Genomic DNA, 18021 nt, shown 5'->3' on the forward strand with positions numbered 1-18021 from the left:
TACCGACCTGGTCGTTTTCACATGGGGTGAAGGGCGATGACTGGCGGGATTCCATGGGCCCGGCCGGGCACTCAGTTCCGGCGGTCACCCCGCAGCGCCTCCGCGATCACCTGCACCAGATGGCGGCTCTCCAGGCCTGCCAGGTCCTGGACCTGTGTGCGGCAGGAGTAGCCGTCCGCCAGGATGCGGCGGTCCGGGGCGGCGGTCGCCCGGGCGAGGATGCCGTCCTGGGCGATCTTCCCGGAGACCTCGTAGTGGCCCTTCTCCATGCCGAAGTTTCCGGCCAGGCCGCAGCAGCCCGCCGAGACTTCGACGTCGCAGCCCATGGACCGGAGCAGCGAGCGGTCCGCCTCGTAGCCCATGACCGCGTAGTGGTGGCAGTGGGGCTGGACCAGGAGGTGTTCCGTTGCCTTCGGGGGCGTCCAGTCGATCGAGACCAGGAATTCGGCGACCGTCTTCACCGCGCCCGCGAGTTCCGCGGCGCCCGGGTCGTCCGGCAGCAGCTCCACCAGGTCCGAACGGAGCGTCGCCGTGCAGCTCGGCTCGATGCCGATCACCGTCCGGCCGGCCCGGACGTGGGGGAGCAGCAGGTCCACCGTGGCGCGGAGCTTCGCCTTGGCGGCGGTCAGCTGGCCCGTGGAGATCAGGGTCAGTCCGCAGCAGGCGCCCGGGGCGGCGATCTCCACGTCGCAGCCGGCCGCCGTCAGGACCTCCACGGCGTCGCGCGGGATGTCCGGGGCGAGCGCGTCCGAGAACGAGTCGACCCAGAGCAGGACCTTCGGGCCGCCCGCCCGCGCGACACCGGCCTTCCGCGCCCCGCTCCACCGGAACGGCCTCGCCGGGAGCGGTGGCAGCGAGCGGCGGGAGTCCGCGCCCATCAGGGTCATCATCGTCCGCCGGAGCACCGGCACCCGCCCGGCCAGGTTGACCAGCGAGGCCACCGGCGCGAGGAGCCGCAGCCACTGCGGGAGCCGCCCCAGGGTGTAGTGGCTCAGCGGGCGGCGGCGGCCCTTGTACGTCTGGTGCAGGGCCTCCGACTTGAACGTGGCCATGTCGATCCCGGTCGGGCAGTCGTTGGCGCACGCCTTGCAGCTCAGGCAGAGGTCCAGGGCCTCATGGACCTCCGGGGAGCTCCAGCCCGCCGAGACGAAGCCGCCGTTCAGCATCTCCTGGAGCGCCCGCGCCCGGCCCCGCGTCGAGTCCTTCTCGTCGCGCGTGGCCGTGTACGAGGGGCACATGAAGCCGCCCTGGCCGCGCAGGTCCGCCCGGCACTTGCCCACCCCGACGCACCGGTGCACGGCGTCCGTGACGTCCCCGCCGTCGTGCGCGAAGGCGAAACCGTCGCTCGCCCGCAGCCGCCGCGCCCCCGGCCTACGGAGGTCCGCGTCCAGGGGTGCGGGGCGGACCACGACACCGGGGTTCATGACGTCGTCCGGGTCCAGCAGGGCCTTGAACGCCTCCATCGCGCGCAGCGCCTCGGGGCCGTACATCGTCGGCAGCAGCTCGGAGCGGGCGCGGCCGTCGCCGTGCTCGCCGGAGAGCGATCCGCCGTGCTCGGCGGCCAGGGCGGCGGCGCGTTCCAGGAAGTCGCGCATCGGCGCGCCCCCGGCGTCGAGCGGGAAGTCGATACGGGCGTGGACGCACCCGTCGCCGAAGTGGCCGTAGGCCAGGCCGGAGAGGCCCTTCTCGGCCATCAGCGCATGGAGCCCGCGCAGATAGTCCCCGAGCCGTTCCGGCGGCACGGCGGAGTCCTCCCAGCCCGGCCACGCCTGCTTGCCGTCGGCGGTGCGGCCGGCCAGACCGGCGCCGTCCGCGCGGATCTGCCAGAGCCGGGTCGCCTCGGGGCCCGCCGGCAGGACGACACCGTCGGCGGCGTGCGAGGCCGCGACGAGCGCCCGCGCCGCCTCGACCGCCTCCGCCGAGGTCGCCCCGCCGACCTCCGCGATCAGCCAGCCGCCGCCCTCGGGCAGCGTGGGGACGGCCGCGTCGCCGTGCGCCCGGCGGACCACGTCCACGAGCTGCGCGTCCAGGCCCTCCAGCGCGAGCGGGCGGAACGGCAGCAGGTGCGGCACGTCGTCCGCGGCCGTCGCCATGTCCGCGTAACCGAGGACGGCGAGCGCCGGAGCGGGTGCCTGCGGGACGAGCCGGACCGTCGCTTCGAGGAGGACGCCGCAGCTGCCCTCCGTGCCGGTCAGCGCGGCCGCGAGGTTGCGCCCGTTCTCCGGCAGCAGGTGTTCCAGTGAGTAGCCGGAGATCTGCCGCCCGAAGCGCCCGAACTCGGTGCGCAGCACGGCCAGATGTTCCGTGACGAACGCGTCGAGCCCCGGCACCGCGTGCAGCGCGTCAGGACCCGAGCCCGCCGTGATCACCTCGCCGCTTCCCGTCAGCCAGGTCATCGACACCACGTTGTCGGCCGTACGTCCGTACGAGAGGCCGTGCGGCCCGCACGCGTTGTTGCCGATCATCCCGCCGACCGTGCAGCGGGTGGCCGTCGAGGGGTCGGGGCCGAACCGCAAGCCGTGCGGCAGGGCTTCCTGCTGAAGGGCGCTCAGGACCGCGCCCGGCTCGACCACGGCCGTCGCGGCATCGGGGTCGACGGACAGCACGCGGTTCATCGAGCGGGAGAAGTCGATCACCAGGCCCGGCCCCACCGCGTTCCCGGCGCACGAGGTCCCGCCGCCCCTGACGGTAACCGGGACCCGGTGTTCCCGCGCGATCCCGACCGCGGTGATCACGTCCTCCTTCGACCGGGGCATGAGCACCGCCCCCGGGACGATCCGGTAGTTCGACGCGTCGGACGAGTAGACCGCCCGGGTCGTCGCCGAGGCGTCGACACGATCGCCCAGCTTCCCGCGCAGGGCGTCCAGAAACGCCTCGGTGAGGGGGATCGGGGCGTCTGCCATGGTCGCGTCCATCGGGTGCTGCTCCTGGGGGCGTCGGTTCTGGTGGTGCGGGCACGGTCCCGCCGTGCCACAGGCGTAAGCGCGGTTACGTCATCCTCAACGCAGGACCAGCTTCCGGGGGACGTCACTCGCCGGGTCCCGCAAGAGCCGGTACACCGTGATCCCGCCGTACGCGCCGCGCGCCGCGGGCTCCGCGAGCAGGCCCAGGACGAGCGCGGCGTCCCGGGCGGTCGGGTGATCGACGGCCGGGGCGGTGCGGCCCAGCCGGTCGTTCCGCCGGGGTGAATTGCCGGTGACCAGGGTTGTAATGGCCGAGTAACGGCCCCCTCCTACGGTGCGCACACCCCGTATGTACCGTCACTCGGAGGAGTGCTCGATGCCCCTGCTCCAACCGTCCAGGCGCAGACACGCCGTGTGGACGGTGGCCTCGCTCGCCGCGGCTGCCCTGATCACCACTCCGCTGCCCGCCGTGGCCGCGAACTCCTCGTCCCCCTCGCCCGCCGCCTCGGCGAAGATCGACTCCGCGCTCACGAGCGCGGTGCGCGACGGCAAGGACGCCACCTTCTACGTGGTCCTGAAGGACCAGGCCGACCTGTCCGGCGCGAAGAAGCAGAAGACGCACGCGAAGAAGGCCAAGGCCGCGTACAGCGAACTCCGTTCGCACGCCACGTCCAGCCAGAAGTCCCTCAACACCTTCCTCGACAAGAAGAAGGTCGGCCACCAGGACTTCTGGATCACCAACACCGTCAAGGTCACCGGCGACCAGGCCCTCGTCGCCGAGCTGGCCAAGCGCTCGGACGTGGCGTCGGTCGTCAAGCAGCACTCCTTCAAGCTGGACGACATCGAGACCTCCGACAAGAAGGTCACCGCCTCGCGCGCCGCCGCGCTGGGCACCGACTCGTCCGCCGACGGCACCGACGCCCCGGCGTGGGGCGTCAGCGACATCAAGGCCGACCAGGTCTGGGACCAGTACGAGGACCGCGGCGAGGGCATCGTCGTCGCCAACGTCGACTCGGGTGTGCAGTACGACCACCCGGACCTCGTCGCGAACTACCGCGGCAACAACGGCGACGGCACCTTCTCGAACGACTACAACTTCTTCGACGCGAGCGGGCAGTGCCCGACGACCGCGCCGTGCGACAACAACGGCCACGGCACCCACACGATGGGCACCATGGTCGCCAAGAACGGCCTCGGTGTCGCGCCGAACGCCAAGTGGATCGCCGCCAAGGGCTGCGCCTCCGACGTCTGCTACGACGACGAGCTGCTCGAAGCCGGTCAGTGGATCCTCGCGCCGACCGACCACAACGGTCAGAACCCGCGCCCGGACCTGGCCCCGAACATCGTCAACAACTCCTGGGGCAACAAGGACACCTCCACCCCGTTCTACCAGGACATCCTCGCGGCCTGGGACGCGGCGGGCATCTTCGAGGCGTTCGCCGCCGGCAACGACGGTGACGGCGTCACCTGTTCCACGACTCACCCGCCGGGCGCGCAGGCCGACTCCTACGGTGTCGGTGCCTACGACGTGAACGGCAAGATCGCCAACTTCTCCGGCTTCGGCCCCTCGCCGACCGACGGCAGCGAGAAGCCGAACATCTCGGCCCCGGGCGTCCAGATCCCGTCCACCTGGCCGGGCAACTCGTACAACACCATCAACGGTACGTCGATGGCGACCCCGCACGTCGCGGGCGCGGTCGCGCTCCTGTGGTCGGCGGCCCCCTCGCTGATCGGCAACATCGAGGAGACCCGCAACCTCCTCAACGAGGGCGCGCGTGACGTCGACGACACCCACTGCGGTGGCACCGCCGGCATGAACTACGTGTGGGGCAACGGCAAGCTCGACATCCTCGCCTCCGTCGAGAAGGCGCCGCACACCGCGGCCGTCGTCAGCGGCAAGGCCACCGACAAGGCCACCGGCGCCGCCCTGCCGAACATCTCCGTGAAGTCCACCGACGCGGCCGGCGCGGTCCGTACGGTCACCACCGGCACGGACGGCACCTACCGTCTGCCGCTGGCCGCCGGCACGTACTCCTTCGCGTTCACCGGCTACGGCTACGCGAGCGGCTCGGCCACCGATGTCGTCCTGGCCGAGAGCCAGGCGTACGCCCAGGACATCGCGCTGACCGCGGTGCCCAGCCACAAGGTCTCCGGAACCGTCCGCGATGTCACCGGCAAGCCGCTGCCCGGCGCCACGGTCGAGCTGACCGGCACGCCGCTGCCGGCCACCACCACCAACGCCAAGGGCAAGTACACCTTCAAGAAGGTGGCCGAGGGCTCCTACAGCCTCGCCGTGAAGCCCGCCGCGCCGGTCCTGTGCAACGGTGTCTACACCGGTGCCACCGTCGTCGGTGGCGACGACCTCACGAAGAACGTGCAGGTCCCCAACCGTACGGACAACTCCGGCAACGTCTGCGCCCCCGCCGCCTTCTCGTGGATCGAGGGCTCCAAGAAGGTCTCCCTGACCGGTGACGAGGACTCCGCCACCGTCTCGCTGCCCTTCTCGGTGAAGCACTACGGGGTCTCGTACTCCACCGCCTCGGTCACCACCGACGGTCTGATCAACTTCCTGTCCTCGCGCGTCGGTGACTACAACAACTCCGCGCTGCCGACGACCGGCGTCAACGGCGTGAAGGGCATCGTCGCCCCGCTGTGGGACGACCTGACGCTCGACAAGAAGTCGTCCGTCCAGACCGCCACCACCGGCACCAAGGGCAGCCGCAAGTTCGCCATCGTGTGGAACAACGCCGCCTACGCCAACGGCACTTCGGGCCGCGCCACCTTCGAGGCCGTCTTCGACGAGGCCACCGGCGCCGTGACCCTTCAGTACCAGTCCGTCGCGGACCAGGGCGCGGGCGCCACGATCGGCATCGCCGACCAGGCGGGCACCGACGCCTTCCAGTACGCGTACAACCAGCCCGTGATCGCCGACGGCACCGCCGTCAGCTTCACCCAGGGAGCGAAGTAATGAGAGCCCAGCACTCCCGGCGGGCGCTTCAGCTCGCCGCCGGCCTCGTCGCGGCGGGCCTGTGCCTGACCGCCGCCCCGCAGGCGCTGGCCGCCGACAGCGGCAGTGACGCGCCCATCAAGCTGACCAGCGCGGAAGCGAAGAAGCTCGCGGCCAACGTCAACCTCGACCCGTACGTCAAGGCCGAGGACACGACCGGCACGCAGGACAAGGCCGCCGCTGCTCAGGACTCCGGCGCGAAGGCCACGGCCGCCGCCACCGACCCGAAGACCCCGGTCACCATGACCGCGAAGTCCACGCTCGAAGGCGTGCGCGGTCTGGGTGCCACGGTGCCGGTCGGCACGAAGGGCGACTACTACTCCGTCAACGCCATGGGCAACGTCCAGCTCCACGCCGCCGACGGCAGCGAGACCTGGGCCCGCACCAGCAGCTCGTTCTACACGGACTGGCAGGTCAAGCCGCTCCAGGTGTGGCGCGTCGAGCCGTACCCGCCCCAGATCCTCATGGGCTACAACGCGGTCTCGCCGTTCTCACCGAACTCGGAGTCCGGCTACTCGGCCGGTGACCTCACCGGAGACGGTGTCCCGGACCTGGTGTTCTCGGCCAACGTCGGTGCCACCCCGTACCCGCGGGCCTTCACCTCCCCAGGGTCGGACCTGTCGTCCGGCACCTTCGTGACGGTCCTCGACGGGAAGACCGGCGCCACGGTCTGGTCGAAGCTGTACAACTACGCCTCCATGGTCAAGATCGTGGACGGCACCCTGTTGGTCGCCGACGCGCCCCGGATGAGCGGCGACGCGAAGGTCCCGGCCGGTGCCACCGCCACCCTGACCGGCATCCGCTTCTCGTCCAAGGACGGCAAGCTGACCCCGGCGCAGACCTGGTCCTTCGACACCAAGGAAGCCCGGTACACCAACTGGGGCGACATCCAGGACCTCGGCAAGGGCAAGGTCGCCGTCTCCTGGAACCTCGCCAAGGCCACCGGGGTCGACGGACGCGGCCACACCGCCGTCCTCGACACCGCCGACGGCTCCGTCACCTGGCGGACCGACAGCGTGCTGTACAGCCGCATCATGCGCTTGGACGCCGGCCGCAAGCGCCTGGTCGCGATCGAGCAGGCGGACGTCAACGACGCCGTCCACTACGAGATCGCCGCCTACGACCTGAAGACCGGCCACCGCGCCACCCTGAGCGGCCGCGACAACGTGCTGCCCACGGCGCTGACGGTCGGTGACCTCAAGGCGAAGACGGGCGACGAGTACGCGGTCTCGGAGTCCTCGTTCGACGAGAACCTCGTCATCAACGCCAGCACCATCCGCGTCGTCAACGGCGACAACGCGGACAAGATCCTCTGGTCGAACACGACCAAGCGGGATGCCGAGAACGGCCACGACGCGCCCAGCACCTGGGGCCTCGGCGTGATCGACGGCAAGCTGGTCGCCTCCGCCCAGGACGACCGGAAGATGAACGACCCGGAGAACCGGGGCAGCCTGCGCTACGCCTCGCTCAGGGTCTTCTCCGGCAACGGCAAGGTCGCGTGGCAGGCCAAGGACGTCGAGGCGTCCCCGATGTTCCAGGACCTGTACAGCGACGCTGCGGGCTCCCACGTCCGGGTGATCGACCAGAGCCAGAACATCCGCACCTTCAAGCTCGCCAACGGCAAGACGGAGAACGTCACCCCGCTGCAGGGCGACATCGCCTACGCCAAGAGCGCCGACCTGAACAAGGACGGCAAGAACGACCTGGTCATGGGCGGTTCGTCCAACGGCGTCTGGGCCTACTCGGGCCCGTCGCTGGTGAACGGCTCCAAGCCCGAGAAGCTGTGGCGCGCCACTGTCCCGGGCACCGTCCACGACATCCAGATCGGCGACGTCAACGGCGACGGCAAGCCGGAGATCGTCGTCGCGGCCGACACCGCGACGGTCGTCCTCAACGGCAAGACCGGCAAGACGCTCGCCACGATCGACGGCGGCGGCCAGTACGTCCGCTCGGCGCGGCTCGCCGACCTCAACGGTGACGGCGAGCTGGACATCCTCGTCGCCACGGACGCGCTGCGCGCCTACTACGGCGACGGGCACGCCCTCTGGACGTACAGCGCCCCCAAGGACGCGGGCGACGTGTACTTCACCGACCCGTCGGTCAACGACGGCCGGGTGTACGTCTCGTACGCCAGCCGCAACTCCCTGCGTCTGGACCAGCCGGCGATCAGCGCAGTGGCGCTGAACGCCAAGAACGGCAAGGTCCGCTGGTCGCAGGAGCCGAAGGCGCCGGCCAATGCGGTCTCGCCGGTCAATACGGCGGTCGCCAACGACGGTGTCTTCGCCTCGAAGGAGATTCCCTACGCCGGCGGGCACGCGGTGGCCTACGCCTGGACGGTCGACGCCCCCTACGACTTCGGTGACGGTCTCGACCACGGGACGGGTAACCAGAACCTGTTCGAGATCAGGGACGGCCGGACGGGCGAGGTCCTCTTCTCCAAGGTCTCCGGCGGCCTGTGGACGCACTTCAGCTTCTTCGCGAAGGACGGGGCGCTGTATCAGGGCGGCACGTCCTCGTTCCGGCGATTCGACGCGGACGGCGCCTTCACCCAGCAGGGCGTCAGCCCCCAGTCGTACGGCGGCGGCTTCCTCACCGGCCCCGGCGGGCGTTCGCTGCTGGTCGCCGGCGCCGAGTCCGGTCTCTACCTCTGGGACCCGACCATCATGGAGTCCGAGGACTCGTGGGCCCCGTCCGTCGGCAGCATCCCCGCCACCAACGGCGCCCGCAACTACTTCGCGGGTGACCTCGACGGCGACGGTGTCGACGAGGTGCTGTCGCTGAACAGCGACGACTCGGGGATGGACCGCACCGCCAGTCTCTCCGACGGCGGCTACTTCCTGACCGACAACGGCATCCACCAGGTCACGACGTTCAAGCTCTCCTGACCTGAACCGCATTCCTAGGGCCCCCGGGACGCACCTCGTCCCGGGGGCCCTCGGCGTACGTCACCACGCGACCCGGAAACCGATGTTCCCGGCGGAGCTGTCCACCGTGTTCGAGGTGCGCGCCGCGACCCGGTAGCGGTTGCAGTACGAGTCGTGGCACAGGTACGAGCCGCCGCGCATGGTGCGGCGGTCGTCCGTGCCGGGCTGCCAGGTGCCGGCGGACCACTCCCAGACGTTCCCGGCCGTGTTGTACAGCCCGAACCCGTTGGGCGCGTACGTGTGGACGGGCGCCGTGCCCGCGTAGCCGTCCTCCTCCGTGTTACGGGTGGGGAAGGAGCCCTGCCAGATGTTGCAGCGGTGCTCGCCGCCCGGGGTGAGCTCGTCGCCCCACGGGTAGCGGGCCTGGTCGAGCCCGCCCCGGGCGGCGTACTCCCACTCCGCTTCCGTCGGGAGCCGGGCACCGGCCCACTGGCAGTAGGCGAGCGCGTCGCGCCAGGTGACGTGGACGACCGGGTGGTCGCCCCGGTCGCGTATGTCGCTGCCCGGGCCCTCGGGCACGTCCCAGCGGGCGCCGCTCACCCCGCACCACCACGGCGTCTGCTGCGGTCGCGGCGAGACCTTGCGCAACGGGCCCGGCAGGAACTTCGCGAAGACGTAGCTCCAGCCGAACTCCTCCGCCTCCGTGCGATAGCCGGTGGCCGCCACGAACGCGGCGAACCGGTCATTCGTCACGGCGTACGCGTCGATCGCGAAGCCCGCGACGCTGACCTCGCGCACCGGCCCCTCGGCATCGCCCGCGTTCACGTCGCGGTCCTCGCTGCCCATCCGGAACGTGCCCCCGGGCAGCTCGACCCGGTCCGCGTAGGCCGCCTCCGGGGCACGCGGCGCGACCGGCCCGACGCTCAGGACCGGATCGGCCGCGGGGGCTCCGTCCCGGGAGGGGGTGCAGCAGCTCTTGGGGGCGTCGTCGGGATGGTTGCTCATCGTTGCCTTCTTCGTCGGGAACCGAGGCACCGGAGATCGTAACCATGGCCGGAAACGGCCCTGCGGCCGCGCCGCCCCCCCCCGGCGAACAGGCGACATGTCGCATGCTCGCCACCCCTACCTCCTATGCCTCACCGCGACGTCGAGCCGAGGATGTCCGGCACCGGGCCGCGCGGCCGTCTGAGCGGTCGCCCGGCCCGTGGCTGTGCTCCCGCTCGTCCGTCGCCCGGCAGCCGATGCCGGGGCCGTACCCCGCCAGGAGGCCACGATGCGCACCGGTCCCGTCAGACGCGGCGGAGGGGCGGTGCGCGGCAGCGCGCTCCTCGCCTCGGCGTTCGCCCTCGTGCTCCTCGGCCCCGTGCTCCCCGGGCAGGCGGCCGGGACCGCTCCCGTCGCCGTCCGTACGGCCTCCGCCGCGCACGGGGAAGCGCACCGCGACACCGTCACGCTGGTCACCGGGGACACGGTCACCGTCACCACCGACGGCGCCGGGCGCGTCGCGGTGGACGCCGAGGCGGTGGCGGGGACGTCCACGGGGGTGGCCACCACCTTCCGTACCGAGCAAGGGCCTTCGGGGGACACCTACGTCATCCCGGACAGCGCGGGGGAGGGGCTGGCGGCCGGGCGGCTCGACCGGGAGCTGTTCAACGTGACCCGGCTCGCCGCCGACGGGCAGGGGGCACCCGGCAGCGACACCCTGCCGTTCATCGTGGACTACCCGGGCACCCCGGCGCGGTCCACGCTCGCGGCGCGCGCCGGGGACGTCCCCGGGGTCACGCACCGGACACCGCTCACCTCGCTCGGCGCGGCCGCCGTGGACGTCGAGAAGGACGCGCTGCACGCGTTCTACCGCGCCGTGCTGGACGGGCCGGAGGCCGTGGTCCGCCCGGACCGCAGGGTGCGGGCGACCCTGGACGTCAGCGTGCCGCAGATCGGCGCACCCGAGGTGTGGAAGAGCGGCTACGACGGCACCGGGGTCAAGGTCGCGGTGCTGGACAGCGGAATCGACTTCGGGCACCCCGACCTCGAGGGGCGGGTCCTGGACTCGGAGAGCTTCATACCCGGCCAGGACGTGCAGGACGGGCGCGGGCACGGGACCCATGTGGCGAGCACGGTCGCGGGCAGCGGGGCCGCGTCCGACGGGAAGTACAAGGGCGTCGCTCCGGGCGCCGGGCTCCTGATCGGGAAGGTGCTCGACAACACGGGCAACGGTGACGAGTCCACGGTCATCGCCGGCATGGAGTGGGCCGTCTCGCAGGGCGCCGACATCGTCTCCATGAGCCTCGGGGCGCCCACCGAGGAGGGCAGCGACCTGCTCAGCGAGGCCGTGGACGCGCTCAGCGAGTCCTCCGGGGCGCTGTTCGTGATCGCGGCCGGCAACACCGGTCCCGGCCGGTCCACCGTCGCCAGCCCCGGCACCGCGCGGACCGCGCTCACCGTCGGCGCCGTCGACAGCCAGGACCGGCTGGCCGCCTTCTCGGGGCGGGGGCCGACCGCCACCGGCGCGCTGAAGCCGGAGATCACCGCACCGGGCGTCGGGATCGTCGCGGCCAAGGCCGCCGGCACCCACATCGGCAAGGACGTCGGCGAGTACTACACCGCCCTGGACGGCACCTCCATGGCCACCCCGCACGTGGCCGGTGCGGCGGCCCTCCTCAAGCAGCAGCACCCGGGGTGGCGGGCGGGCCGGCTCAAGGACGCGCTGGTCTCCGCCGCGCAGACCGCCCCCGACGACGAGGTCTACGAACAGGGCGCCGGCCGCGTCGCCGTGGACCGCGCCTCCGCCCAGTCGGTCACCGCGACCGGGACCGCCGACTTCGGGGACGTGCGCGACGAGGAACGGAAGGTGAGCCGGGACGTCGTCTACACCAACGACGGCGACCACGCGGTCACTCTGAGCCTCGCCCTCGACCTGGGACGCGGGTCCACCGTCCCGGAGGGTGGCGCCACCCTCTCCGCCGATACGGTCACCGTCCCCGCCCACGACAGCGCGGCCGTCACCCTCACCGTCGACCCCGCCCGTACCGGCACCGGCCGCTACGACGGCTACCTGACCGCCACCGGCGACGGCACCCACCTCACCACGGCCGTCGGCTGGACCGAGCAACCCCCCAAGCACACCGTGCACTTCACGTTCACCGGCCGCGACGGAAAGCCCGGCGGGCAGACGAACCTCCAGATACTGAACATGACCAGCGGTGACGCCGAGCTGCAAAGCATCACGTTCATGGGGGACGGCACCTGGGAGACGCAGCTCCCGGAGGGCGACTACGCCCTTCAGGCCCTCGTCACCACCTACGACACCAACCGCATCCCACTGGCCGTGGACACCTTCGCTGAACCGGAGCTGACCGTCGACGGCGACCGCACCGTACGCATCGACGCCCGGCAGGCCCATGAGTTGACCGCCCGGGTGGACGGCGAGCGCGCCCCGCTGGAGCGCGCCGCGCTCGGCGTCACCGCCCGCCGCACCCTGGGCGACGGCGCCACGGCCGCGATCGGCATCGCCAACGGCGTCAGCGATCGCACCACCCGGTACGGGGCCATCGCCTCGCACACCACCGCCCGGCACGGCACCTTCGACCTCACCGCCGAACACCGGCTGCGCGATCCGCTCGTCCAGGGCACCTGGAAGGCGGGCGGCACCACGCACCGGCTCGACCTCCTCACCCCCGACCTCGGCAAGCGGTTCACCGGCGACCGCAGGCTGACCGCCGTCGACGTGGGCACCGGCACCGAGGCCGACTACGCGGGCAAGGACCTGACCGGCAAGCTGGCCGTCGTCCGCGCCAACGGCTGGCTCGTGCCCCTCCTCGCCACCGCCGCCCAGCACCACGCCGCCGCCGTCCTCGCGATCCGCCCCACCGAGGGCGCCACCCTCGTCCAGGACAACGGCAACAGTGCCGTCCCGGGCCTCGCCGTCAGCCACGAACAGGGCGCGGAACTCCTCGCCACCCTCGCGAAGGGACCCGTCACGGTCGCCCTCGAAGGACGGGCCGACAGCCGCTTCACGTACACCGCCCCCTTCCACGCGACCGGGTCCATCCCGGAGCGCACCGCCCTCACCGTCCGGACCGATCGGTTCGCCCGGCTCGTCAACACCTTCCACGCGGACGGTGAGGCACGGATCGCCGACGACGTCCTGACCGTTTGGCACCCGTGGGAGAAGGCCGCCTTCCGGATCGGGGCCCGGCACCTCGCCCCTGGCACCCGCACCGACTACGTGTACGCCGCCGACAGCCAGTACGCGCAGACGGTCCGGGCCTCCGACCTGTCCGACACCTACCTGGAGGAGTACCCGGAGGCCCACCGCGCCCGCGCGACCGTGCGGCGCGCGTGGGGCGCCGCGCCCATGCACCCCACCCTGCCGCGCCGCATCAGCTGCGCCCTGTGCCGGTCCGACCTCGGCGCGAGTTTCCTGCTGGCGCCCTACGGTGACGGCGACGCCACCCACTACGGCATGGGCGCCTCCACGAGCACCTTCACCTATCGCCGCGACGGCCAACAGGTGCCCGCAGCGCAGCTGTTCGTGCCCGAAGAGGCTGAGTACCGCGTCGACCAGAGCGTCGTCCGCCGCACGAACGCCCTGGAAACCCTCGGCACCCGTACGGACACCGCGTACACCTTCCGCTCCAAGGCGCCGACGACCGGCGCCACCGCCCCCGGCTGCACCGAGGTCTTCGGCACCGGCCACCCGTGCGCCGTCCTGCCGGTGATCCTGCTCGGCTACGACCTGGGCGTCGACGGCGACAACACCGCCCGCGCCGGCCGGGCCCTCCCGGTGCGCATCAGCACCCTGCGCCCGGACGGCTACCGGGGCCCGCGCGTCACCGGGATGCGCGTCGAGGTCTCGTACGACGACGGCGCGACCTGGACCGATTCCGGTCGGCCGCACGTGCGCCCCGACGGATCGGCCACCGCCGTCCTGCACCACCCGCGCACCGGCGCGGAGCACGTCACGCTCCGGGTCACCGCGTGGGACGACGCGGGCAGCCGCACCCAGCAGACCGTGGTCCGGGCATACGCGCTGCGCCGCTGACCCGGTGCGCGGGGACGTCGGAACCGCAAGCCCACCCCTACCATGAAGGGTTCACCTCTCCATGACACCGAGACACGGCAGACCGCGACGCGCCTGGGGACTCCTGCTCGCCGTGGGCCTCGCGGCGACGGGCCTCCCCGCCGCCACGACCGCCCAGGCCGCGCCCGCGAGCGACACCGCCCGGCCGTCCGTTGAGCGCGCCCTGACCAACGACCTCGCGGACGGCGGGAGTTCCACCTTCTGGGTCTACCTCCGCGACGAGGCCGACCTCAAGACCGCCGCGAAGATCACGGACCGGGCGCGGCAGGGGCGCGAGGTGCAGAGCCGCCTCCAGAAGACGGCCCGGACCAGCCAGACCGCCCTGGTCGACGTGTTACGGGACGCGGGCGCCTCGTACACGCCCTTCTGGATCGCCAACACCGTCGAGGTGAAGGGCGACGCGAAGCTGCTCAAGCGGATCACCGCCCTGCCGGAGGTGGACCGGGTCACCGGCGACCGGACGTACGCCCTGCCGGAGATGAGGACGGCGCAGGACGAGCCGACCGTGGACGATGTCGAGTGGGGCGTCGACCGGATCGGTGCCCCCGGGGTGTGGAAGGACTTCAAGGCCACTGGCGAGGGCATCGTCGTCGGCAGCATCGACTCCGGCGTCCAGTACGACCACCCGGCGCTGGTGAAGCAGTACCGGGGGAACAACGGGGACGGCACCTTCACCCACGATTACAACTGGTACGACCCGACCATCAGCTGCGGCATCGTCGTCTCCACGCCCTGCGACAACGTCGGGCACGGCACCCACACCGTCGGCACCATGGTCGGCGACGGCGGCACCGGCAACCACGTCGGCGTCGCACCCGGCGCCAAGTGGATGGCGGTGAAGGGCTGTTCGTCCAGCACGTGCAACCAGCGCGATCTGCTGCTCGCCGGCCAGTTCATGCTCGCCCCCACCGACGCCCGCGGCAAGAATCCGCGCCCCGAGCTGCGCCCGCACCTCGTGAACAACTCGTGGGGCAGCGCCGCGGCAGGCTCCGACCCGTGGTTCGAGCAGACCGTGCAGGCGTGGGTGGCGGCCGGGATCTTCCCGGTCTTCTCCAACGGCAACGAGGGCCCGGACTGCGGGACCGACGGCAACCCGGGCAATCTCAAGGAGAGTTACGGGGTCGGCGCCTTCGACGCCGACGGCAATGTGGCCTCCTTCTCCAGCCGCGGCCCCTCGGAGTTCGATGACGACCTGATCAAGCCGGACGTCTCCGCGCCGGGTGTCGCGATCCGCTCCACGTACCCCGGCGGCAAGTACGCCGTGGGCAGCGGTACGTCGATGGCCGCACCCCATGTCGCGGGCTCCATCGCCCTGTTGTGGTCGGCGGCCCCGGCCGTCGCACGGAACATCGACGCGACCCGGCGGCTCCTGGACGAGACCGCCGTCGACGTCCCGGACGTCTCCTGCGGCGGCACCGCGCAGGACAACAACGTGTACGGGCAGGGCAGGCTGGACATCCACGCGGCCGTGGAGAAGGCGCCGCGCGGTACCACCGGCACCCTGAACGGCACGGTCACCGACGCGACCACGGGGGAGCCCGTCGAGGGCGTCACCGTGCAACTCACCGCTTCCGGCGACCCGGTGGGCCTGCCGGCGACGACCGACGCCGAGGGCCGCTACTCGACGCTCGCCACCGTCGGCGCCTACACCGTGACGACGTCCTCCCCGGCCTACACCGCCACCAAGACGGAGGTGACGATCACCGAGGCCGCCCCCGCCACGGCTGACATCCGCCTCCCAGCCCTCCCCGGCAAGGTCCTGTCCGTCACCCCGGACGACGTCGACTTCGGCACCGTACCCGTCGGCACCACCGGCGGCCCGGTCGCCGTCACGCTCACGAGCCTCGGCAGCAAGCCGGTCACCGTCATCCACGTCACCGACCACGACGGCGCGTTCGTGGCCGACCCGGGTACCTGCGGCAAGGCGCCCTTCCGGCTGAAGCGCAAGGAGCACTGCACGCTCGACCTCACCTTCCGGCCCACCGAGAAGACCGCCCAGGACGGGAAGATCACACTCCTGGACGACGCCAAGGGCCTCGTGCACACCGTGCGCGTCCACGGCGGCGGCACCGCGATCCCCGCCCGCAGCGGCGTGGTGGGCACGTCGATCCTCCAGCGCGATCTGCACGCCGCGGCCATCGACCCCGAGGGCCGTTACGCCTACTTCGGCACCGACAACCCCGCCGACCCGCTGCCCGGCTTCATCACCAAGGTCGACCTGAAGACGTTCAAGACGGTCGGCACGTTGACGGTGGGCGTCGGCCAGAAGGTCATGCAGGACGCTGTCATCGATCCGGCGGGGAAGTACGCCTACTTCGCGGTCGCCGCCTACCCGAGCCGCGTCGTCCGCGTCGACCTGGCGACCTTCACGCTCGACAAGATCATGGTGCTCGGCGCGGACGACGGGAACATCCGCTCGGCGCTCATGGACCCGGCCGGCACGTACGCCTACTTCGGGACCGGTACGAATCCGGGACGGCTGGTCAAGGTCGACCTGGCCACGTTCACCCGCGTCGGTTCCGTCACGCTGGGCGCCGGCGATGATTTCCTCGACGCCGGAGTCATCGACTCCAAGGGCGAGTTCGCGTACTTCGGTACGGTGACCAGCCCGCAGGGCCGCGTCGTCAAGATCGACCTGGCGGCCATGGAGGAGGTCGGCTCGCTCACCCTCCCCTCGGGCGAGGGCCCGCTGCGGTCGGCTGTCATCGCGCCCGACGACAGCCACGCGTACTTCGGTACGGGTGAGGGCGCGGGCGGCGGCAAGATCGTCCGGATCGACCTGAAGACCTTCACCCGGGACGGGGCTGTCTCCCCGTCCGGCGGCGGGGCGTTCTTCACGGCGGTGATGGACCCGGGCGGCCGGTTCGCGGCCTTCGGAACGGTGTCGACGCCGGGCCGGGTCGTCACGATCGACCTGGAACGCTTCGAGTCCGCCGGTTACGTTTCGATCGACGAGAACGACGGCCCGCTGATCTCCGGCGTGATCGACCCCCAGGGCGCCTACGCGTACTTCGGTACGAAGACCGCGCCCGGCCGGGTCGTCAAGGTCAGGGTCGGCGCCCGCTTCGAGCTCACCGCCGAGGCGGGCCCGGGCAGGCTGCTGCGTACCGCGTCCCTCACCTGGAACGGGGCGACGACGGCGAAGGTCCGGGTGGTCCGCGACGGCAAGTTCGTCGCGACCGTGCCGAACACCGGGCGCTTCACCGACCTGATCACCGGCAGCCGCCGTCCCTCGTACACGTACAAGGTGTGCGACACCGGTACGGACCGCTGCTCCGCCGAGATGAAGGTGGGCTTCGGCGGGTAGCGCGCCCGTGGCCTCCGCCGGTCCGTTCCCCCCCGGCGGAGGCCCTACGGCGTGTCCAGGAAGGCCGAGAGCGCCCCGTACAGCGCGTCCGGCCGTTCCAGATGCAGGTCGTGGCCCGTGCCGGGGACGCTCACCGCGTGCGTGTCCGGGCGTCGGCGCAGCATCTCGTCCACCTCCTCGGCCGGGACGAAGCTCTTCCGGGCGAGGACCAGCAGGGTGGGGCACGCGACCCGGTCCCACTCCTCGCGGAAGGAGCGCCGGGCGTTCTCCGCGAGGGACCCGGTCATCACGTCCCGGTCGAAGCGCGGCCGCCAGCCCCCGTCGCGTTCCACGAGCCCCGCCGCCCAGCCCGCACCGGCCGGGCCCCCGCCGAAGAACGCGGCCGCCGCCTCACGGGAGGCGAACGGCACCGGCCACGAGTCGAGCCACCGGCCGATGTGCTCGTCCACGCCCGGGGTCGGCCCACCGGCCCCGGCCTCCACGAGGACGAGCGCGCCCGGCAGGCCCGGGTGGGCGGCGGCCGTCAGCATCGCCGTGTGCCCGCCCAGCGACTGCCCGACGAGCACGGGCCGCTCCAGACCCAGGTGCCGTACGACGGCGACGACGTCCTCCACGTACGCCGCGCGGGAGACGTCGTCCGGCCGGCGCTCGCTCGCGCCGTGCCCGCGCTGGTCCACCGCGACGACCCGGTGCCGGGGCGCCAGCCGCTCCGCGAGCGCGTCCCACTCGCCCGCGTGACCGGCGAGGCCGTGCAGCAGGACGACGGGGCGGCCCGACCCGCCGCCGTCCCGGCAGACGAGCCGGACCCCTTCACGTACGACGGTGTGCTCGGTCCACGGCATGGTGCCCCCCAGGCG

Annotated in this window: 8 protein-coding genes; 4 read left to right on the top strand and 4 right to left on the bottom strand. The window is 72.1% G+C overall.

The features are described 5' to 3' along the window. Nucleotides 1-71: 71 nt before the first annotated feature. A complete protein-coding gene (locus AMK18_RS00745) occupies nt 72-2915 on the bottom strand; it encodes an FAD-binding and (Fe-S)-binding domain-containing protein (RefSeq protein WP_073861237.1) in 2844 nt (947 codons plus the stop codon). An 84-nt stretch (nt 2916-2999) separates the two neighbouring features. Continuing rightward, nucleotides 3000-3245, bottom strand: coding sequence for a hypothetical protein (locus AMK18_RS00750; protein ID WP_073861238.1), 246 nt, complete (start codon nt 3243-3245; stop codon nt 3000-3002). 34 nt (nt 3246-3279) lie between these two features. Here AMK18_RS00750 and AMK18_RS00755 point away from each other — a divergent pair, with 34 nt between their 5' ends. Both AMK18_RS00755 and AMK18_RS00760 read left to right on the top strand, forming a co-directional pair. Further along, nucleotides 3280-5871: a S8 family serine peptidase gene (locus tag AMK18_RS00755; RefSeq protein ID WP_073861239.1), complete on the top strand. Its 2592-nt coding sequence runs from the start codon at nt 3280-3282 to the stop codon at nt 5869-5871. After that, on the top strand, nt 5871-8795 hold the full coding sequence (locus AMK18_RS00760; RefSeq protein ID WP_073861240.1) for an FG-GAP-like repeat-containing protein: 2925 nt from the start codon (nt 5871-5873) through the stop codon (nt 8793-8795). The genes AMK18_RS00755 and AMK18_RS00760 overlap by 1 nt, the downstream gene beginning before the upstream one ends. A 60-nt stretch (nt 8796-8855) precedes the next feature. Here the strand turns inward: AMK18_RS00760 and AMK18_RS00765 are convergent, their stop codons facing one another. Further along, on the bottom strand, nt 8856-9779 hold the full coding sequence (locus AMK18_RS00765) for a formylglycine-generating enzyme family protein (RefSeq protein ID WP_073861241.1): 924 nt from the start codon (nt 9777-9779) through the stop codon (nt 8856-8858). Between the two features lie 268 nt (nt 9780-10047). Between AMK18_RS00765 and AMK18_RS00770 the strand changes: the two genes are divergently transcribed. Continuing rightward, nucleotides 10048-13818 (top strand): S8 family serine peptidase, encoded by a 3771-nt coding sequence (locus AMK18_RS00770; protein WP_073861242.1) that lies wholly within the window; start codon nt 10048-10050, stop codon nt 13816-13818. A 61-nt stretch (nt 13819-13879) separates the two neighbouring features. Beyond that, entirely contained in the window at nt 13880-17164 is a 3285-nt protein-coding gene (locus tag AMK18_RS35090) for a S8 family serine peptidase (protein ID WP_079199203.1), read from the top strand. A 44-nt stretch (nt 17165-17208) separates the two neighbouring features. On the opposite strand, the gene AMK18_RS00780 is transcribed toward AMK18_RS35090, so the two are convergent. After that, nucleotides 17209-18006, bottom strand: coding sequence for an alpha/beta fold hydrolase (locus AMK18_RS00780; RefSeq protein ID WP_073861244.1), 798 nt, complete (start codon nt 18004-18006; stop codon nt 17209-17211). Between the last annotated feature and the right edge of the window lie 15 nt (nt 18007-18021).

The organism is Streptomyces sp. CB01249, assembly GCF_001905735.1.
Taxonomy (GTDB): domain Bacteria; phylum Actinomycetota; class Actinomycetes; order Streptomycetales; family Streptomycetaceae; genus Streptomyces.